The organism is Vibrio sp. 10N.247.311.49, assembly GCF_041467655.1.
GTDB lineage: Bacteria > Pseudomonadota > Gammaproteobacteria > Enterobacterales > Vibrionaceae > Vibrio > Vibrio crassostreae_C.
Map to the genome: position 1 here is coordinate 125,341 of NZ_JBFSVA010000010.1, position 20,712 is coordinate 146,052.

A 20,712-nucleotide genomic window follows, 5' to 3' on the forward strand; every position below is an offset into this window, starting at 1 on the left:
AAGAATGGTCATTAATTAAGAATGTATACCAAGGTTTTATCCAACGCCCCTCGATTCTGTTCAACCACTTGATAAGCCGCTAAGCCTTTAGTTTTACGCAGTTCTGATTGTTTGAACAGTTGTTGGAGTTGGCCAGCGATATCTTGGCTATTTTGACAAATAGTGACGGCTTGAGCTTCAAGCAGTTTGTCTGTGATCTCGCTGAAGTTAAAATAGCTAGGGCCATTGAGTAAAGGTAACTGCAGTGCCGCAGGCTCTAGAAGATTGTGGCCACCCACCTTACCGCCCACAAGGCTTCCTCCCATAAAGCACACATCAGATCCGCCGAGTAATACCAACATTTCTCCCATCGTATCCGCAATATAAACTTCAACATTAGAGGTGATTGGTTGCTGACTCGTTCGAGTGATAGTCTTGAAGCCGTGCTCTTGAGCTAGCTCAGACACTTGGTTAAATCTCTCTGGGTGACGAGGCACAATCATCAGCAAGGTATTCGGATTGTCTTTAAGGAGCTGTTTATGAGCGTCTAAGACAATTTCATCTTCGCCTTGATGAGTGCTGGCTGCTATCCACACACAGCGTTCAAAGCCAATTTGTTCACGTAACGCTTTGCCTTTTGATACTTGTTCAGCTGAAACTTCAATATCAAACTTGATCGACCCAGTCACATGCACAGATGCTTTATCTAACCCTAATCGTATAAAACGCTCAGCATCACTTGGGTATTGGCAAAGTACTTGAGAGAGATTTTTGGCTAAGAGATCAAAAACGGCTTGGAATTTAGCATAACGCTGGCACGAGCGTTCAGATAGGCGAGCGTTGAGTACCGAAATGGGGATTCCAGCTTTCGCGACGCAGTGCAGTGTGTTTGGCCATAACTCGGTTTCCATGATTAACATCTGTTTAGGCTGAACAGTCTTCAAAAAACCTCGAATACACCAAGAAAAATCAATCGGCATGTAGCGATGCTCGACTAAATCACCGAGTTTTTCTATCTGCTCTGCACCCGTGCTGGTTGTCGTGGTAACGATAATGGCTTGGTTTGGATTGCGTCGCTTCAGTTGCTTGATGATCGGTACGGCGGCAATCGATTCACCAACCGATACTGCGTGAATCCAGATAGGATTCTTACCTTGAGTTTGCGGTGTGATCCCGAAATGTTCTTTCCAACGCTGACCAAAACTTGGCTTTCCAGGTTTGCTCTTATAAAGCCCATACAGCAGTAGCGGAGAAGCTAATGACAATATGAGAGTATAGATAAGTCGTATAAGCATAAGAACAGTGACACCAGAAGGTAAAATCAATATTCAGAAGAGTATTTTCTTCAATCTCGAAAGTAAAGAGCGTTATAATTAAATGCTTAGTTGCGCTTTCAAACGGACATGGTGAATTTTATCTCATCGCTTATGCAAACCGATCAAACCTATCGTTTCTTGCTCTACGTCGAGCAAAATTATTCATTTGCTATTCTTCGCCCATTCTATGATTACGCGAAGCAACTCGGCCATGAGGTTAAGTGGTTGCTTGTTGGTGAAGACGCTTCTGAACATCTTTTACTGGATCAAGAGCAGAGCGTCTCTTTGACAGAAGCTATTGTTTTTAATCCTTCTGCCGTTCTAGTGCCCGGTGATCGTGTTCCAGCGTTTATTCCAGGGTTGAAGGTACAAGTATTTCATGGTTTGAACGAGAGCAAACGTGGGAACTTATACCCTGAACGTGGTCTATTTGATTTGTATTGCACCGAAGGCCATGAAAGAACGAGCTCATTGGAACCACTAGCTAAACAGCGCGGCTATTTTCAAGTAAAAGAGACCGGGTGGCTGAAGCTCGATAGCTTGTTTAATTACCAAGCCAGTGACAAGCATTTTGAAAGACCGCAAATTCTATTTGCTTCCACTTTTTCGCCAAGCTTATCCTGTGCCGAATTGGTTTATGAAGAGCTTAAGCGCTTAAGCAAACTGAGCCAGTGGCAATGGTTAGTCACACTGCACCCTAAAATGAAGCTAGAGACACGAGAGAAATACCAAGCGTTGGAAGGTGATAATCTTCTGTTCTTCGATAATGATCGAGTGATTGAGATGCAGCATCGTGCTGATGTGATGGTATGTGACAACTCATCGATATTTCAGGAATTCTTGTTGCTCAATAAGCCTGTTGTCACGGTAAATAATCGAGACCCTCAAGCAAGCTTTATTAACATTACTCAAGCCGAGCAATTAGAGTCAGCAATTAAGCAAGCAATGCTACCTGATGAAGAAAGAGATAACGCTATCGCTCATTACGGACCGTCAATAACACCATATTTAGATGGGCAATCCTCAGCGAGAGTTCTGAGTGCTATTACGGATGTGCTAGAAAGCGGCTGGCAAGATAACAAGCCAAAAAATTGGATTCGTAACTTTAAAATCCGTAAATCATTAAACTATTGGAAATTCTAGGGCTGAATAATGAGAAAACATACCCTGTCTGTCATTGTTATTACCAAGAATGAAGAAGACCGAATTGAAACTTGCCTTAAATCTGTTGTTGATATTGCCGATGAACTGATTGTTCTAGACAGTGGCTCAACAGATGCAACCGTTGAAATATGCCAAAAATATACAGATAACGTGACAATCACAGATTGGCCTGGTTTTGGTAAGCAAAAGCAGCGAGCGCTAGATAAAGCGACATGTGATTGGGTGCTATCAATTGATGCTGACGAAGCTCTCGATAAAGAGATGAGCAACGCTCTTGTTGAACTATTAAAACAAGATCAAATCAAACACACTGCGTACAAGCTGCCTTGGGGAGTGACGCTTTATGGCACGACTCTAAAACATGGCCGCAGTGCTCGTGCAGTATTAAGACTGTTTAAGAGAGAAGGCTCTCGATATACGTTAGACGAGGTTCACGAGACCGTCGTTCCTGAGCAAGGCTCTACAGGAGTACTGAAGGGGTTTCTTCTTCATTACACCCATCGCGATTATGGTCATGGTTTAGACAAAGCAGCGCAGTACGCTTGGCTTGGATCGCAAAAGTATCATCGCAAAGGTAAGAAATCACACGGCTTATTTTTAGCTTTATTACGTGCAATATGGACGTTCTTCCTTGTGTATATCATTCGCCGTGGCTTTATGGATGGCAGTGTCGGCTTCATTATGGCGATGACTTACGCTCAAGTGAATTTCAATAAATATGTCGGCTTGTGGCTTATCGAAAAAGAAAGGAGTTAACCAGTGGCTTTTAAATTAGAGTACTGCCTGTCAGATACTTACAATGTAGGGGATGATCTTAACCCTTGGCTATGGCCACAACTGTTTGGTGACTTGATTGTAGAAGATAGCTCTCGTTATTTTTTAGGCATAGGGACGATTTTGACGGAGAAGCGATTAAATAAAACGCTTTCAGGTGCGGACGAAGTTATTATTTTCTCATCAGGTGCATGGGAGTGGAACGTCCCCAAGTTATCTGACAAGTGTACTGTTTATGGTGTAAGAGGGCCTAGGACGGCAAAAAAATTAGGGTTAAAACCCGAACTGGTGGTTGGAGATGGTGCTTATCTCCTTCGTGAAGTTGACTTCCCTAAAGCGGAAATACAAAAAGGGAAGATTGGCTTTATACCTCATCATCGTAGTGAAGATTTTATCGATTGGGATAAAGTTTGCCAGAAGATAGGTTTAACATACATTACAGCAAAACAACCGGTCGAGACTTTTTTGTTGGCTCTTCAAGAGTGTGAGTCCGTTGTGACTGAGGCCATGCACGGTGCAATTATTGCGGACGCACTTCGCATCCCTTGGAAAGGAGTTCGTTTCTCCCCGACATTTGACGATGAAAAGTGGTATGACTTTGCTGAATCTATGGATGTAGAGCTAATATTACACGACTTACCTTTTATGAGTGTTAATAAGATGCCCATTGGTAAATTGTTAGAAAATACGTTTAAGAGAAATGTAGCTAAATTATTTAAATCTTCATCGAGAAAGTGGCTGTCACTCGTGACTGTGTACAAACTGGCCTCTAATGACGATATGAAAAATTTACAATTGAAGCTTAAAGTTTTAGCCAATGACAAGAGCAATTACCAATTGAGCTCTTTGGCACAACTCAATGCGATAGTCGAAATTCAAAAAGAAGTGATAAGTAAAATTATCAAAGATCAAAACTAAATCGTTAGGGCAGGTTAACTCATTTTCCTGCCCTTTTAGTATTAAATTATTTCTTAGTTAGTTTTTCAAAAAAATTAATATGCTGTTTTACTGTTTCTGATGACGAAAAGTAGCGTTGAAGTCTGATTTTTGCTTTACGTCCCATCTCCGCGCAATGTTCTTTATTCTTCGCCATATTGTTTATAGAATCACCTAATAACTGGGCGTTTTTTACGGGAACAATGTAGCCAGTTTCGTTTTCTTCAATAAGTTCTGGGGAGCCACCAGTTGTCGTTACGATGGATGGTGTCCCATTAGCCATGGCTTCAACTATCGTTCTTGGAAGGCCTTCTCCACTGATTGATGGCTGGATTTGAAAGTCAGCCATTGCCATTATAGATGGCACATCTTTTCTGTGACCAATGAAGTGTATTCTTTCCGACATAGGGCTTTCTTTGGCCATTTCGAAATAAGGTTCGTAGCCACTGCCAATCAAAAGAAGATGGAAGTCGGGATTATCTACAAAGTGTGTAGCTCTGATTAGAACATCAATTCCTTTACTGGGTCTTACATGAGCAGCGCACACAGCAACGACTTTATTGGAATCTAAGCCAAATTCTTCCGGTTTATTTGCTTGAACAGTGTACCAGTCTAGTTCATGACCTTTGTAGATGGTGACTACATTGTCTTTATTGCACCAAACTCTCTTCTTGACGTCGTTAGCAACAGCTTTTGATACACAAACAACGCCGCTGACTTTTGGGTGCAGGTGAGTAAGATAGGCTGAAGGATCATGACGATACAGACCACCTGTAGTCCCGCGATATGTGATTAATTTTGTTTTTGTGCCAATACACGCAAACGCCGCGTTTGGGATTGTTTTGGAGTTAAATGCATAAAAGATGTCATAGCTTTTATTATTAAGTTCTTTTTTATAAGCTTTGATAGTCTTTATACAAATCTTTTTATTTGGGTAGGCATCAACAACTCTTACGCCATTTTCTTGAAACCGTTGAGCGTATTCTGCATCGCCTTGGGTAAGAACTGTGACCTCATGACCTTGCTTTACCATTTCTATAAACATTTCGGCTTCAGGACGTACACTATTTCGAGCATGATAGTAGGAACTAGCAATAAGAATTTTCATTGGATTACCGCTTCGAGTATTTGAATTTTATGTTATGTAGGTGACGCTGGATAGTTTCGTTTAAATTGAACCATTCACGCTTAAATTTCTTGAATAAACTTCTGGTGCTTGTGCGTTTTTCATATCCGATATCAGAATCAAACTTTGGGTCGTTCGTTAAACAGGGTACTGCAGTGCCGTAGCACTCGACTTCGTTTTGCCAGAATCGGTCCATATAAATATCTACAGCCATATACCACTCTTTTGAGTGTTCAAGGAATTTTTTAGCTCCTGAAGGTCTTAAGAAATAGGCTGTTGCACTCATATGCCCTTTAGTAAACTTATGAATACTAGTAGATTTAGCTTCGAAAACTTCGTAAGAACCATATTTACGGCGCTTATTTTTGAATAATCTCACACACTCTACATTTTCTGGTATGTCACTAATATCTCGAATGAAGTTAAGGAACTCATCTTTATATAGAAGAGCATCATCTTCGATTACGATTATTGGTTGATTGAGTTCAACACACTTTTCCCATAATAAAAAATGGCTTGCATAGCACCCTAGTTGCCCTGCACTCAGTGTTTTTGCTCGGTACGTTTGGCTTAAACTATCGTTATAACGTTTTAGTAGCGGATGAGGAGGAGAAATTCGACCATCTATCGCAGAAAAGAGCTCAAAAGGAAGAGATAGTTCATCTAGTTGACGACTAATGTTTTTTTTTCTATCTGTGGAAGATTCTAAATTTATGACAAATATTTTAGTCATTGGTAACTCTCTTACATCTTGAGCAAATAGGTAGAAGGAACAATAAATACAACATCAGGGGTTGAGGGTGATTGAAAGGGACATCTGTTAGCCCTGCAATGAAAAATAGACTAACTAAACCAATCACTATATATGTATCGAGTGATGGTAAATTTTTCACTATCATTAGTGGATAAATTAGAAGTCCAATTACAAGTGTTAGCCCTATAATTCCAGACTTAACCATTTTATCTAAAAATTGATTGTGGTAGTGAGCTGAAGCGAAGTGAAAAAGTTGTTTGGATATTTCACCATTTTTCAACTTACCTTTTAATATTTCTCGTTGTTCTTGTCCGTGTCCTAGTATTGGTTTTTGTTTTATTAGTTCTGGTGCCAGCATCCACATTTGTAGCCTAAGCCCAATAGAAGTACTATAGTCATTTGATTGTATTCTCTCTATTTCATAGATGGTTCTGTCATATCTATCATTTATTTTTTCTTTAAATAAGAATACACCAGTAGAAGTTAGAATGGCTGTGAATATAAAGGCAAGTAATATTTTCCTTTTTGAAGGCGGGTTCTTAATGCATTTAGTAATGAATATAAAAAAGATACTCAAAGTAAACGCTAACCAGATACCTCTAGTTTCACTTAGGATAATAGGTGGGAGTGACAATAAAAAAGCTATCAAAGGAAGTGTTTTTCCCTTTAAAGATGAATTATCTAGCAATAAAGAGAAAGCGATTATGGATATCAAAGCGCAAGCTGTCGCGTAAGGTATTGGGTTTATATAGCCAGCATCACGTTCTATACCTATATAAAGGTTGAAATATACGCTATTGACACATACAACAAAACTACCGATCAAAACTACCCATTGAATTACTTTTTGAGTAAGCATTTGATATGGGAAAGCTATAAGAAAAAGAGTAACGCCAATCAGTGACCTCAGTTCTCTAGAGCTTGCTCCATGATAATAGTAACTAAATACTGTATATATACATGAAATGCCAATTAACCACACAAACGGGCTCTGTATGTTATTTAATATAGTTTCTTTTTTAAATACTAATATACTGACGATGATACTAATCAAAAATAGTGGGATCATTTTCTTATCACCACTATCTAAAACTAACATACCTGTAACAGCAAGAAAGTAAGGTAATAGTAAGAGTGCTGTATAAATCTGCTTTCTGTTAATAATATTCATACTGTTGAATTTAATGCTAACTATTATAAGGATTTATATTACTTTCAGGACGAGTCTTAAGCAGTCTTAAGATCCACATATATTGCTCAGGCTTTTTGCTTACGTAGTCTTCAATACATTGATTCATCATACGCGCGTCCTCCTCTTCGCCTCCTGTTGGGAATGGTAGAGCAGGGTAGAAGTCCAAGGTGTATTGGCCTGTACTGCTATCGTATTGAGCAAACAAGGGCACAATTTTAGCTTTACTTAGTTTTGATAGGCGACCAAGGCCTGAGATAGTTGCTTTTTGAGTCGCGAAAAAGTCAACGAAGACACTGTGCTCACGGCCAAGATCTTCATCAGGGAGGTAGTAACCCAGGTACCCATCACGTACCGACTTGATGAAAGGTTTGATACCACCGCTGCGATCATAAACACGACCGCCGTATTGCACGCGCTGTCGGTGCATTAGCCAGTCACTGAGTTTGTTTTTTTGTGCTTTTGCCATCGCAGATACAGGTAAATTGCGTGAAGCTAATAATACCGCTGGGATATCGATAGCCCATGTGTGTGGCACCAGCAAGATCACATTCTCGCCACTGTCTGTAATATCGGTTAGGTTGCTCAGGCCGTTTATCGCAGTGTTATTCTCTAGCCAAGTTTTACTCTTGAGTGTCAGTGAAGCAAATCCCATCAAAAATGAGATGGAAGTAACGTATGACTGATAGAGAGTTTCTTCGCGCTCTTCGATAGATTGCTCAGGGAAACACATCTCAAGGTTAACTCGAGCCCGGCGGTTAGCCTTATTCTTAATTTTTACAGCTTGCTTAGCCATAAACTTAGCTAATGCTAAACGAATGTTGTTAGGTAAGAAGCAGACTAAAGACGATAACAAAACAGCAATCCAAGTTCCCCAGTATTTAGGTGCTAGAAAACCCCATTCAAACTCAGGGTTGTAAGCTTTTGGATCAAAATCATTGCGTTGTGTGGTCATTCATTCACTACATTATTTAAATCAGAGAGTTAACTTAATATCGGTCACTCTGGGAATGATTATATTCGTTAGATATTCCCAATAATACACGCTAAAAGTAAGGTGTATTATTGGTCCTAATCTGAAATATACGTTAAGCGTTTACGATCTTCATGTACTCAGCAACGCCATCGGCTACTGCTTTAAACTCGATATCGCAACCTGTACCGCGAAGCTTCGTTAGGTCTGCTTGAGTGAATTCTTGGTAAGCACCTTTTAAATGATCAGGGAAAGGAATCGTTTCGATTTCGCCTTTACCATGGTGCTTGATAACTGCCTTGGCGACTTCTTCAAACGACTCAGCATTGCCAGTACCTAGATTAAAGAGGCCAGATACCCCATTTTCTAAGAACCACAAGTTTACAGCCGCAACATCACCTACATACACAAAATCACGCTTAAAGGTTTCGCTACCTGCGAACAATTTCGGGTTTTCACCGGAATTCATTTGGTTGTTTAGGTGGAAAGCGACAGAGGCCATGCTGCCTTTGTGTTGCTCGCGTGGACCATAAACATTGAAGTAACGAAACCCTACGATTTGCGAAAGCTTTTCGTTGTGTGCTGCTGCATCCGCGGTTAAGCGGCGAACGTAGTTATCAAATTGTTGTTTTGAATAGCCGTAGACATTCAATGCACCTTCGTACTCTCGTTCTTCAATGAAAGTGTCGGTTTCACCGTAAGTTGCAGCTGAAGAGGCATACAAGAAAGGAATTTCACGTTCAACACAGTAATGAAGTAGCTCTTTTGAGTATTCATAGTTGTTGAGCATCATGTATTTGCCATCCCACTCAGTGGTAGCAGAGCATGCTCCTTCATGGAAAACAGCTTCAATATGACCAAAATCATCACCGGCCATGACTTGAGTTAGGAAGTCATCACGATCCATGTAATCCGTGATGTCTAGGTCTACAAGGTTCTTAAATTTCTTACCATCTTTTAAGTTGTCGACGACTAGAATATCGTTGTGGCCCGCTTCATTAAGCGCCTTAACAATATTGCTGCCAATCATGCCAGCACCACCAGTTACGATAATCATAATTTCTAACTCTTTTGAATACAAAACTGTCACGAGTATAGCAAGGAATGGATAAAGCGGGCTAGTGGAATAATTCCCCAACCAGAGTATGATACGGCAAGCTAAGTTATAAATTATGTTGAGTTAATTACTCAAAACTATAGGTATTATCATGAAGATTGCAGTAGCCGGTACTGGGTATGTGGGTCTATCAAACGCAATGCTGTTAGCACAACATCATGAAGTAGTCGCGGTAGATATCATCGATGAAAAAGTGGCAATGCTAAACAATAAGCAGTCACCGATTGTAGACAATGAGATTGAGCACTTTCTATCAAATAAGACACTGAACTTCATGGCTACAACGGATAAAGCCGCTTACAAAAATGCTGAATTTGTCATCATTGCTACACCTACCGATTATGACCCTAAAAACAATTATTTTGATACCAGCTCTGTAGAATCTGTCATCAAAGACGTCATGGAGATCAATCCTGATGCGGTGATGGTTATTAAATCAACGGTGCCGGTTGGCTATACCGAGCGTATTAAGCAAGAGCTGAACTGCGAAAACGTCATGTTCTCACCGGAGTTTTTGCGTGAAGGCAAGGCCCTGTTCGATAATCTACACCCATCACGTATTATCGTTGGTGAATGTTCTGAACGCGCTAAAGTGTTTGCGAATCTTCTTGTGGAAGGTGCGGAAAAAGAAAACATCGACGTACTGTTTACTCACTCAACGGAAGCAGAAGCAGTAAAGTTATTCTCAAATACTTATCTAGCGATGCGAGTTTCTTATTTCAATGAGCTTGATTCTTACGCGGAAGCGCATGGCTTGGATTCTCGTCAGATCATAGAAGGTGTTGGCTTAGACCCTCGTATCGGCAATCATTACAACAACCCTTCATTTGGTTACGGTGGTTATTGCTTACCAAAAGACACCAAGCAACTATTAGCAAACTATCAAGATGTACCAAACAACATTGTGGGTGCGATTGTTGATGCAAACCGTACCCGAAAAGACTTCATTGCGGATTCAATTATTAAGCGCTCGCCTAAAATTGTCGGTATTTATCGTTTGATCATGAAGGCGGGCTCTGACAATTTCCGTGCTTCTTCCATCCAAGGGATCATGAAGCGTTTAAAAGCCAAAGGCATCGAAGTCGTCGTGTATGAGCCGGTATTGGAAGAAGAGCATTTCTTTAACTCTAAAGTTTATTCTGACCTTGAAGATTTTAAAACAGTATCGGATGTGATTGTATCTAACAGAATGGTAGAAGAAATCGCAGACGTAGCAGATAAGGTGTACACACGAGACCTGTTTGGCAGCGATTGATTACAGTAGCGATTGATTGTACGAGTGATTAAGATTAATGACACGAGCGATTAATTACAGCTGTGATTGATCAAAGGTGTGACGGTTGAAGGTGAATTTTAGCGTTTGCTAATTCGACCAGATGTTATCAGCTCGATCTATCCGCTTAGTGGCGATATACTGAACCACTAAACGGATAGGGATACTAATAACTAATGAAAACACGTGACAAGATTGTTTACGCTGCTCTAGAGCTTTTTAATGAGCACGGTGAGCGTAGTATTACGACCAATCATATTGCTGAGCATATCGAGATTAGCCCTGGTAACCTCTACTACCATTTCCGCAACAAGCAAGAAATTGTCCGTGACATCTTTACTCTCTATTCGACAGAGTTACTTGAAAGGTTCACACCGATTCAAGGCCAACAAGAAAGCCTGACGCTACTAAAGCGCTACTTAGATTCTATCTTCACGTTGATGTGGAAGTACCGATTCTTCTATGCGAACTTACCTGAAATATTGTCACGTGATGAAAAACTCCACCTTGATTACATGGCCGTACAAGAAAAGCTGCAAACGAATCTTGTCGATATCATGCGAGCCTTCGTTGAGTTGAACCTGCTCAAAGCAACGGATACGGAAATGAAATCGATGGTGACGTCTCTTCACTTGATTGCATCAGGTTGGTTGGCGTATCAATCTGCGATGTCTCCAAAAGCTCAAATTACCGAGCAAGTGGTTCATCAAGGAATGCTGCAGATGATCGCGACGGTTAAACCGATTGCGACAGCTCAAGGTTTTGAGCAGCTGACATTATTGGAAGATGGTGTAAGGGCGTTGAACTCTAAATAGAAAGAGACGAGTAAGCGGTATACGGGATTCGAAGAAAGATACTCGCATCCCGTATCTGCTCTTTACCTAACCAACCAACTCTTTGGATTCTGAGCTTGGCTGTTTCTACGAATTTCAAAGTACAATGATGGGCGTGTTTGGCCGCCAGTGTCACCTGCAAGCGCGATGGCTTCACCCGCTTTAACCTTGTCACCTTCTTTCTTCAGTAGTGCTTGGTTAAAGCCATAGAGCGTCATATCACCTTTACCATGGTCGAGAAGAACCACTAAACCATAGCCTCGCAGATACTCGGAAAATACCACCGTACCTGAGTAAACGGATTTTACCTGCTGACCGTACTTGGCGTTGATCACCATGCCTTTCCAGTTAATTTGCCCCGTTTGACGTGAACCGTAGTTATGTAGAACTTTATCTTTGATCGGCCAAGGTAGCTTACCTTTACGTTTTGCTAGGCCATCCATCGGTACTGCATTACGTCGTTCTCGAGCCGCTTTTTCTGCTTTTGCTATTTCAGCTTTCAGGCGAGTTTCATTTCGCTGAAGTTCAGCCAAGTAATTTTTGTCGCCAGAAATATTCTTCTTAATGCTGCCAACGGTTTTCTTACGTTGTGTTTGAGTCTGAGACAACTTGTCACGCTTTGTGGTTTGCTGTTTTAACAATGTTGCAATTTGTTCTTGCTCAAGTTGACGCTGTTTGTGGCTTTCTTCTAATTCGAGTTGCGTCTGTTCAATCGTTTTAATGGTTGCGGAGCGAGCTTTGGCAAGGTGCTGGTAATAATGACTGATGCGATCTTCTTCTACACCGGTGTTGAGAATGTGAGAAGAAGCCTTAGCTCGACTCGTCATGTAGTAAGTCTGAATGAGCTGCTCTAACTTGTCTGTCTGGACTTTTTTCTGTGCAGTGAGCGCTTTAATCTTTGTGTCTAAATTAGCAATATTAGCATTAGCAGTATTGAGCTGCTTTTTACTGTCTAGAATCGCTTTTTCAAGTGAAGCGATGGACAGCTCCTGCTTCTTGAGGTTTGCCTGTAGGCTATCGAGTTTCTTTTGCTGGGAAGAGAGCGCTTTCTGTTGACGAGAGATTTCGCTTGATACGCCTTTCAGTTCACCTTGAGATGCAGCAAATGATGATGAAGACAAAAGAGCAACACCAAGGCTGGCAGATATCAAAAGAACAGTGCTCATTGATTGAACGGGTTTCATCATTATCGTCATTTTGCTCTTATTAATAATCAGCATCTGCTGCGAGTCTTTTCGCATCTCGGCTATCGGCTATTCGTCGGATCCCGAATCTGCTCTTAAATCCCATCACCATGGATGAAGTTCTGAGAGCGACCGTTAAACCCCTGATCCATGTCTAAAGATGGCTTATCAGTTTTCGGCTTTCCAACAATTTTTGCAGGAACACCAGCGACAGTCGTATGAGGCGGAACGGCTTGAAGAACCACAGAGCAAGAACCAATTTTCGCGCCTTCACCCACTTCAATATTGCCAAGTATTTTAGCGCCGGCACCGATCATTACACCTTCTCGGATTTTAGGGTGACGATCGCCACCTTCTTTACCCGTACCACCTAAAGTCACGTCTTGAAGGATCGATACATCATTTTCGACGACAGCAGTTTCACCAATCACGATACCAGTGGCGTGGTCGAGCATGATCGCTTTACCGATACGAGCGGCTGGGTGAATATCCACTTGGCAAGCAACCGAAATTTGGTTCTGTAGGTAAGTAGCAAGCGCAATACGCCCTTGCTTCCATAGCCAGTTAGCCACTCGGTAACCTTGCAAAGCGTGGTAGCCTTTCAGATAAAGCAGAGGCATCGAGTACATCTCGACCGCAGGATCTCGATTTACCGTCGCGCAGATATCACAAGCAGCCGCATCAATAATCGATTGATCTTGCTTGAATGCTTGTTCAACCACCTCACGCACCGCCATTGCGGGCATTGAAGCCGTCTTTAGCTTGTTGGCTAGGATATAACTTAATGCAGCGCCTAAGCTTTCGTGGTTGATAATGGTGGCATGGTAAAAACTCGCAAGCATAGGTTCTTGCTCTGACTGCTGTCGAGCTTCCTTCACAATGCATTGCCAAACCTTTTGCTGTTCACAGTGTTTCATTTTTCCATCCATTTTATCTATTTCATTCCACGACTTAATAAGCGATGTTATCGCTCTGACTTCTTGTCTCGTGCAAGTAGATCTTGTGCTGCTAAGTGTGCATCTTTCCCTTGATACAACACTTGATAAATTTGTTCAACAATTGGCATCTCAACGCCCATGCGTTCTGATAATAACCAAACTTCTTTGGTGTTGCGATAGCCTTCAACGACTTGGCCAATTTCTTTTTGTGCGGTATCCACATCTTTGCCTGCGCCAAGTGCCAAACCAAAGCGGCGGTTGCGTGATTGGTTATCAGTACAGGTGAGTACTAAGTCACCCAGCCCAGCCATGCCCATGAAGGTTTCTGGTTGCGCACCAAGAGCTGCACCTAAGCGGCTCATCTCAGCTAAGCCGCGAGTGATAAGTGCGGTACGTGCATTGGCACCAAAGCCAATACCATCCGACATGCCTGCGCCAATTGCGATAACATTCTTCACTGCGCCGCCAAGCTGCATACCAATGAAATCTGAGTTTGCATACACGCGGAATGTTTTGCCGCAGTGGATTTTTTCTTGGAGCTCTTCTAGGAAAACTTCATCAGGTGAAGCTACAGAGATAGCCGTTGGCATGCCCATCGCTAACTCTTTGGCGAAGGTCGGTCCTGATAGAACCGCTAACGAGTAACCATCACCCAGCACATCATGCGCGACATCTTTAAGCAGGCGGCCGGTCTCTGGCTCTAAGCCTTTGGTCGCCCAACAGATGCGAGAGTCTGAGGCTAAGTAAGGTTTAACGCTATTAAGCACAACGCCGAATACGTGGCTCGGGACTACAAGTAAAAGGTCTCGGCTTGATGTCACTGCTTTTTCTAAGTCTGATTCAATGATCAGGCTTTCTGGGAATTCTATATTTGGTAGGAACTCATGATTAGCTCGCTCAGATTCAAGACGAGCCATATGAACAGGGTCGTGCCCCCAAAGAACAACATTGGCACCGTTACGCGCTAGAGATATCGCTAAAGAGGTTCCGTAAGAACCGGCGCCTATCACTGTCATCGCAATGTCTTTACCGTAAGCGTCTGCCGTGTTAGTCGGGCGAGTTGTGTCTGTCATGCTTCCACCTAAAAATAATGAGGGAAATCGAAGAGTTTTGGAGAAACCCTTTACTAAGAAGAAAAAGCGCTCTACCAAAGTACAGTGTAAATAAAAAATGCACATCGCAGAAGCTGCGATGTGCATTTAAAACTAATTATTTCACAAAAACTAGCTATCGAATAAAAGGCAATCTTCTAATAGAAATAGCCGTTTGTTGGCCGTTCGTTTATTAGTTATTTATTGGTCATTTATTCGCTAAGCGTTAAGACTATATTGAGACTTAAGCTTGTTCGCCTTCAGCTTGTTGAGCTTGGTTTTGTAGGTAGTTCATGAACAAAGCATCAAAGTTTACTGGAGCTAGGTTCAATTGTGGGAACGTACCTTTAACCACTAGGCTAGAAATTGTTTCACGCGCGTATGGGAACAGGATGTTCGGGCAGAATGCACCTAGGCAATGTGCCAGTTGGCCAGCTTCCATTTCGCTTGCAGAGAAAATACCGCCTTGTTGAACTTCACAAAGGAACGCTGTGTCTTCTGCATTCTTAACAGTAACAGTTAGACGTAGGATAACTTCGTAAACACCTTCGCCAAGCTCACGGCTTTGAGTGTCTAGGTCCAGTTTTACATCTGGGTTCCACTCTTTTTGAAACATATCTGGAGAGTTTGGCGCTTCGAAAGAGACGTCTTTTAGGAAAATACGTTGGATTGCGAAGTTCTGTTGTGCGTCTTGTTGTGCTGCTTCAGCCATTTTCTTGTCCTTAAAAATTTATAATTAGGCTCTGTTCATCATATCAGTCGAACAAAGCCCTAAAGTAATATCGTTTTACTCGGTCAGCTTATTTCTTACCTTTAACCAAAGGAAGGTTAGCTTCGCTCCAAGCCACTAAGCCGCTTTTCAGCACGCTTACGTTTTCGAAACCTGCTTTAACCATTAGGTTAGCGCTTTCTTGAGCAGTTTGACCTGTCTTGCATACTACGATGATTGGGTCTGCTTTGTGGCTTTCAAGGCTACCAAAGCTATTTGCTTTGATATCTGACGGCAAAATGTGAACTGCGTCCGTAATATGGCCCTTTTTGAACTCATCTTTAGTACGAATATCAACCACAACACCGTTTTCACGGTTAATCATGTGTGTGGTTTGCGCTGCCGTGATCTCTTTGTAGGCTGCGTTTGATGTCTTGATAACGTTCGCAATGATGGCAACAACCAAGCCGATCCATACGATGGCTAAAATCATATTCTCTTGAACAAATGGAACTAACTCTTGCATATCTTGAACTCTTATTCGTTATTGGGCGAAAAATCATAGGGTAGGAGTATAGCGAGAAAGGATAGGAGAATACAGGGGAAGCATGGGGTTGGATAAACAAATAATGGATTTATAGTAAAGAAGTGTAGCTATAGCCTTTGATATTATGTGTTTCATGCATGGAATCTTGCATTATTTTTAGGGAAAGATGGTCGTATACTAATAGTGGGAGCTTGAAGAAAATATCACCCTAATTTTAGATAGATATTATACGTTACTCCTCTAAACGAGCAACATCAAAAATTGACTCTGTTACAACCATTCAACTACCACCTTATATCCAGACGGTAGTTTAATATAAGGTGGACTTTGACATTACTCGTTCAATATTTATATTACATGAGAGGTGTTGTTACGGTCCGATTAATTCCGATGCTCGCAAAATACGATAATAGTCGGTATTCAAAAAATCAGGTTCTGAAATAATGCTTTGATATGGAATGAATACAACATTATTTGGTTTATATCGTAATGTGTTGTGTAAATTAACAAATGAAAATAATATTATCAAAATGGCAGATAGGGTTCGGAATGAGTTTTTTCTAAATAATTCAATTAGTAAATAAGAGTATGTAAATGATGAGATAGTCATGAAGTAAAATTTCATTCTCGTATATATTACTTGGATGTCGATAAATAATATGTAAATTGAATAATAAGCTAAGAATAAGTAACCAATGGTACTAATGCGCTTCGTTGGCTTCATGTCGGATCGAAGGTAGTATGCGTGGAAAATAAATAGAGTTATAAAACCAAATTTTTCCACAAAACCGAGTCCAAGAGTTCTTTGGGAGCCATAGTAATTATTCCCCATATAGTGTTGTAGCTTGGAAACGATTGTATTTGGTAGTATTCCTTGGAACAGATGTAAGGATATTTCAACTAATGAAATTGGTAAAAATGCAAACATTGTAACAGAAGAAAACAAAATTAAATATAGGTGCCTTGGTAAGTAAGTATAGTTAGCTATTAATAATATAGGTAAAAAAACGATTGCGGTCATATGAAATAAACTAGCAAGGAATATCATCATTAAGCTGGCTATTATTTTTTTATTGAAGAGAAATCTCAACGACAATAACAGGATGCCGATTGCGATACCCTGACGTAAAATTGAAAAATTCAGAAACAAATAACATGTGCTGTAGAATAAGAGCACAGCTAAGTTTTTATGTTTTACTTCTTCATCAATGAAATTGTAAACACAAAACAACACAAATAAATTTGAAAGGAAAATAAGAAACTGAAAGCTTAAGTTTAATGTTTTTATTATTGAAATTAATAGTTTAAATCCAAATTCAAAATAAACATCTGGTGAAAATCCATTGTTCAAGAATATGGAAATTGTAGGTATCTTGTCGAAATAGAACCGATAAGTTGCAAAATCCCAACCAGTATCGAAGCGAAAACTACCGAAAACAAAAAGTAGAAGAAATGATAAAAAAAATGATATCGTCTGAAACCTTTTGTCTTTGAGTAAATCACTCAAAGACAAAAGAGATAAAATTAAAAAAATAAAATAATAAATCATATTACTAATCGATAGATACTAATAAATAAGTAGATACTTAATCCAAATATCTTTTGTTTTATGTCGACATTTAAGTTAAGTATATCACGGAAAAATAACGGTGTATCTACTGCTTCCATTTTTATTATTAGATGGAAACGAGATAAGTCAGTGTCCCTGATTGCGTTCAATACTACCCTTTTTAAGTAGTAGCTATAATAGATAGATGAGGCTGTATCGCGTTGACGGTAGCGAGAAAGTAGTTTAAAAATAACTAAGGCTGATTGCTTTCTATTTCGAACGGCACTATCAGAAACATTATGGCTTAATGATGTAGGGATTACTCGATACAAAAATTTTGCTTGATTATCTACAACTTTTATCGATTCTTCATTATCTAAAGATATAAGATAATGAATGTTGAAACAAAAATCTTCACCAACGCGTAAATAGGGGGCAAACAATAATTTATTATCCAACACGTGCTGCCTTAAATATAACTTACCCCATACATAGACAAAAAACCTATTTTCTTCAATAGGCAATAAATTAGTAGAATTAGCCGACCAAGGTTTGGGTTGTTGGTTGACGTAATCATGAATATTTTTAGCAATTACTAAATTTTTATTTTCTGATTGACAAACTAACTCGCTAATAAAATCTGGTTCTATAAGATCATCAGCATCAACGAACGTGATATATTTACCTGTGGATATTTTTATGCCTTTGTTGCGGCTATTGCTTACACCGCTATTTTTTTCGTTTAAAATAACAGTAGAAACGTGTGAGAATTCGAATTTTGATATGATATCAAATGTTGTGTCTGTTGAACCATCGTTTATTAGTATTAATTCTAATTCCGGGTAATCTTGATTTTCGATTGCTTGTAGTGTATCACGTATATATTCTTCCGAGTTATAGACTGGTACGATTATACTTATTCTAGGATTCATAAATTTTCCTTAACATCCCGGACTTTAATGAAAATATAAGCAATAAGGAGAAGCTGATAAATTCGGTAATAAGAATACCAATACCAGATCCAATTGCGCCATAGTAGTGAGATAGTGGGATTATATATGAAAAGTGAAAAATGCATGTTATTAACGGTACGCATAAATAGTATTTTTTATAATTCCAAGTTAATAAAACATAATTTGACAAGATAACTGAAAGAGGTACTAATATAACCATTGGGCTCATTAACCTTAGCAAGTCAATAGATTCTTGAAATTCAGAACCAAGATAATTGATTACTATATACGGTGCCGAGTAATAAATTGCTGTAGCAAAAGTTAACCCTAAAAAAAACTGAATCATGGTGATTTTTTTAATAAAACGAAAAGCTAAAAATTCGTTATCAACTTTTAGCTTGTTAATTCTTGGATATATCACATTCGAAAGAATTAGAAAAATTGAAATGAAGGCTCCTCGGATTTTATCTGTTGCGCTAAATTGTCCAACTTCAAATGCTGTATTCACTAAACCTAATATAATAGGTGTGCTCATAGTGTACAAACTGACACTAATTGTACCTGTAAATATATGAGATGCGCTAGATAGTATACTTCTGATGTCTGAAAAATTAATTTTCACTAAATATATATCGTAACGTTTGGCAATGGTTATTAATAGCAATGCTGATAATAGAAACGATACACTTTGTATTGTTGCAAGTATGTTAATGTCATTTATGTCTCGTACCAAAGTAAAAATCATAGGCAGCATTAATAACTTCACAACAACATTAACTAAAGAGTAGATGCGGATTTTTTCTAGGCCTTGATACAGCCAAACAGTCGAGATAACTGACGACAACATCTGGATTATCAATATGTAACAAACACTCTTAATATTATCGAATTGACTAACATTATTGACTGTAAATATTATTATTAAGGCTACAGGGAAAAATATAAGAAATTTGCTAGCTATTGTTACTGTATATAAGTGACGGATTTTTTCTTTATTTTCAGTCTTTGAGATCTCTCCGGTCGTATATAAATTGAACCCAAAATCAATAAACAAACAACCGTAAAGAATAATAGACAATGCTAAATTAAACTCGCCATATGATTCAGCTCCAAGAGTGCGAACGAGATATGGAACTAAAATCAAAGGGACCAAATAGTTCACCCCTTGAGATATAAATAACATGAAAATATTTTTAAGCATAAGCAAGTCTACTTACGAAGATTTTTTTTAATAAAAAAAGGATGAACGCTTATATTAAAAAATGCTAGTATCAAAGCAATGAAAAAACCAAATAATATAAATATGAATGTTATTGAGAGTACGATGTCATTTTTATTAGAACCTGCGGGTGTTAAGAGTTTTCGTGGTTTTTCTAAGAAATTAAAGAACGCATCATTTTGCACATCTGGTATAGTTAACGAGTTAATGGCATCTAACTTGTTTTTCAAAGTAGTATATTTATTGTTGAAGACAATAGATATATCGCTATTTTTCAATAAATCTCGTTCTGTAGTAAGCGCTTCTGAACCTAATGTTATATTTAAGTATTTTTTTTCTACATGGAAGTTAAGAAGCGGCTTTTTAATCTCACTTTTATTTGCAATTTTTATTGCTGCTTCAGTTTCAATAAGATGTCTTTGTCGCTCTAAGTCAGCATATGCTTCAGATTCTGATAGTTGATTCGTTAAGTCATGCATCAAATTATCTCGGAAATGACTCAACGACTTAAATACTTCAGTGTTAATATTTTTCCTTGTGTACTCAATATACCCTGTCAAGAAAGACAAGCTTTCATCTGGTGTCATAGCTAAAGTTATTAACTGGTAAGAATCAGAATTAAGAATCAATGATGTCTTTTTCACAATTATTTTTTTTGTGAAGTTATCAAGAGTCTTTATAATATCGGGCTCATCGTTTATTTTGTTAACAGTCAAATAATTTTTGAAGACGAGAGTGTTTTCAATGTAATTTTTCTTATTGGTATATGATGATAATTGGTTAATAAACATTGAATAATTTTCAATTGGATCAATAATCTTCGTTAACTCTTTATTACTTATATCTCCCATTTTTAAGCTATTTGCATATTGAGTGAAGCTAGAGTAACTATGATATTGAGGTTTTGATATCTCAGTTTGACTAGTCCACCAAACGGGAGTGTTTGAATAAATTAACATTGATATTAAAAAACCTAATGCAGCAAATGATAAGATCAAATAACGAGATGAAATAAATATAAGTAATAGTTCTTTTGTATTAATAGACCTACGGTTTTTAACATCATCTTCCAGTAACATCATGTATCC

General features: G+C 39.2%; 20 protein-coding genes. 5 read left to right on the forward strand and 15 right to left on the reverse strand.

The window, feature by feature from the left end; genetic code table 11:
* Positions 1 to 11: 11 nt before the first annotated feature.
* Entirely contained in the window at positions 12 to 1,274 is a 1,263-nt protein-coding gene (gene waaA / locus AB6E54_RS12160; protein ID WP_016792883.1) for a lipid IV(A) 3-deoxy-D-manno-octulosonic acid transferase, read from the reverse strand.
* A 132-nt stretch (positions 1,275 to 1,406) separates the two neighbouring features.
* Here waaA and AB6E54_RS12165 point away from each other — a divergent pair, with 132 nt between their 5' ends.
* The 3 genes from AB6E54_RS12165 to AB6E54_RS12175 are packed head-to-tail and all read left to right on the forward strand — an operon-like array spanning position 1,407 to position 4,151.
* Entirely contained in the window at positions 1,407 to 2,438 is a 1,032-nt protein-coding gene (locus AB6E54_RS12165) for a CDP-glycerol glycerophosphotransferase family protein (RefSeq protein WP_102332611.1), read from the forward strand.
* 9 nt (positions 2,439 to 2,447) lie between these two features.
* Positions 2,448 to 3,215, forward strand: a complete 768-nt coding sequence (locus tag AB6E54_RS12170; protein ID WP_102332612.1) for a glycosyltransferase family 2 protein — start codon at positions 2,448 to 2,450, stop codon at positions 3,213 to 3,215.
* 3 nt (positions 3,216 to 3,218) lie between these two features.
* Complete coding sequence (locus tag AB6E54_RS12175; protein ID WP_372105877.1) at positions 3,219 to 4,151, forward strand: polysaccharide pyruvyl transferase family protein; 933 nt, start codon at positions 3,219 to 3,221, stop codon at positions 4,149 to 4,151.
* A 46-nt stretch (positions 4,152 to 4,197) separates the two neighbouring features.
* On the opposite strand, the gene AB6E54_RS12180 is transcribed toward AB6E54_RS12175, so the two are convergent.
* The 5 genes from AB6E54_RS12180 to rfaD form a co-directional block, all read right to left on the reverse strand.
* Positions 4,198 to 5,277, reverse strand: a complete 1,080-nt coding sequence (locus tag AB6E54_RS12180) for a glycosyltransferase family 4 protein (protein WP_102332614.1) — start codon at positions 5,275 to 5,277, stop codon at positions 4,198 to 4,200.
* Positions 5,278 to 5,281: 4 nt separating this feature from the next.
* Entirely contained in the window at positions 5,282 to 6,028 is a 747-nt protein-coding gene (locus AB6E54_RS12185) for a glycosyltransferase family 25 protein (RefSeq protein ID WP_102332615.1), read from the reverse strand.
* Positions 6,021 to 7,220 carry an O-antigen ligase family protein gene (locus tag AB6E54_RS12190; protein WP_372105879.1) on the reverse strand — a complete coding sequence of 400 codons (1,200 nt, stop codon included), beginning with the start codon at positions 7,218 to 7,220 and terminating at the stop codon, positions 6,021 to 6,023. The genes AB6E54_RS12185 and AB6E54_RS12190 overlap by 8 nt, the downstream gene beginning before the upstream one ends.
* Before the next feature lie 16 nt (positions 7,221 to 7,236).
* Positions 7,237 to 8,193, reverse strand: a complete 957-nt coding sequence (gene lpxM / locus AB6E54_RS12195) for a lauroyl-Kdo(2)-lipid IV(A) myristoyltransferase (protein ID WP_102332617.1) — start codon at positions 8,191 to 8,193, stop codon at positions 7,237 to 7,239.
* Between the two features lie 133 nt (positions 8,194 to 8,326).
* Complete coding sequence (gene rfaD, locus AB6E54_RS12200) at positions 8,327 to 9,268, reverse strand: ADP-glyceromanno-heptose 6-epimerase (protein WP_102332618.1); 942 nt, start codon at positions 9,266 to 9,268, stop codon at positions 8,327 to 8,329.
* Between the two features lie 151 nt (positions 9,269 to 9,419).
* On the opposite strand from rfaD, the gene AB6E54_RS12205 reads away from it, so the two are divergent.
* Positions 9,420 to 10,583 (forward strand): nucleotide sugar dehydrogenase, encoded by a 1,164-nt coding sequence (locus AB6E54_RS12205; protein WP_102332619.1) that lies wholly within the window; start codon positions 9,420 to 9,422, stop codon positions 10,581 to 10,583.
* Positions 10,584 to 10,777: 194 nt separating this feature from the next.
* A complete protein-coding gene (locus AB6E54_RS12210; protein WP_004733226.1) occupies positions 10,778 to 11,416 on the forward strand; it encodes a TetR/AcrR family transcriptional regulator in 639 nt (212 codons plus the stop codon).
* A gap of 62 nt (positions 11,417 to 11,478) precedes the next feature.
* Here AB6E54_RS12210 and AB6E54_RS12215 read toward each other — a convergent pair whose 3' ends face one another.
* From AB6E54_RS12215 to AB6E54_RS12255, 9 genes are all read right to left on the reverse strand, one after another.
* Complete coding sequence (locus AB6E54_RS12215; RefSeq protein ID WP_265575842.1) at positions 11,479 to 12,630, reverse strand: murein hydrolase activator EnvC; 1,152 nt, start codon at positions 12,628 to 12,630, stop codon at positions 11,479 to 11,481.
* 83 nt (positions 12,631 to 12,713) lie between these two features.
* Positions 12,714 to 13,535: a serine O-acetyltransferase gene (cysE, locus tag AB6E54_RS12220; protein WP_009847961.1), complete on the reverse strand. Its 822-nt coding sequence runs from the start codon at positions 13,533 to 13,535 to the stop codon at positions 12,714 to 12,716.
* A gap of 47 nt (positions 13,536 to 13,582) precedes the next feature.
* Positions 13,583 to 14,629: an NAD(P)H-dependent glycerol-3-phosphate dehydrogenase gene (gene gpsA, locus AB6E54_RS12225; RefSeq protein ID WP_102332620.1), complete on the reverse strand. Its 1,047-nt coding sequence runs from the start codon at positions 14,627 to 14,629 to the stop codon at positions 13,583 to 13,585.
* 262 nt (positions 14,630 to 14,891) lie between these two features.
* Positions 14,892 to 15,359 carry a protein-export chaperone SecB gene (secB, locus tag AB6E54_RS12230; RefSeq protein WP_009847959.1) on the reverse strand — a complete coding sequence of 156 codons (468 nt, stop codon included), beginning with the start codon at positions 15,357 to 15,359 and terminating at the stop codon, positions 14,892 to 14,894.
* 88 nt (positions 15,360 to 15,447) lie between these two features.
* The gene (locus tag AB6E54_RS12235; RefSeq protein WP_017061445.1) at positions 15,448 to 15,882 is read right to left on the reverse strand and encodes a rhodanese-like domain-containing protein; all 435 of its coding nucleotides are present in this window, start codon (positions 15,880 to 15,882) and stop codon (positions 15,448 to 15,450) included.
* Positions 15,883 to 16,273: 391 nt separating this feature from the next.
* Entirely contained in the window at positions 16,274 to 17,452 is a 1,179-nt protein-coding gene (locus AB6E54_RS12240) for an EpsG family protein (protein WP_102332621.1), read from the reverse strand.
* Positions 17,449 to 18,384, reverse strand: coding sequence for a glycosyltransferase family 2 protein (locus tag AB6E54_RS12245; protein ID WP_102332622.1), 936 nt, complete (start codon positions 18,382 to 18,384; stop codon positions 17,449 to 17,451). The genes AB6E54_RS12240 and AB6E54_RS12245 overlap by 4 nt, the downstream gene beginning before the upstream one ends.
* Entirely contained in the window at positions 18,374 to 19,606 is a 1,233-nt protein-coding gene (locus AB6E54_RS12250) for an oligosaccharide flippase family protein (RefSeq protein WP_372105881.1), read from the reverse strand. The genes AB6E54_RS12245 and AB6E54_RS12250 overlap by 11 nt, the downstream gene beginning before the upstream one ends.
* Positions 19,607 to 19,614: 8 nt before the next feature.
* Positions 19,615 to 20,706 (reverse strand): hypothetical protein, encoded by a 1,092-nt coding sequence (locus AB6E54_RS12255; protein WP_157938693.1) that lies wholly within the window; start codon positions 20,704 to 20,706, stop codon positions 19,615 to 19,617.
* Between the last annotated feature and the right edge of the window lie 6 nt (positions 20,707 to 20,712).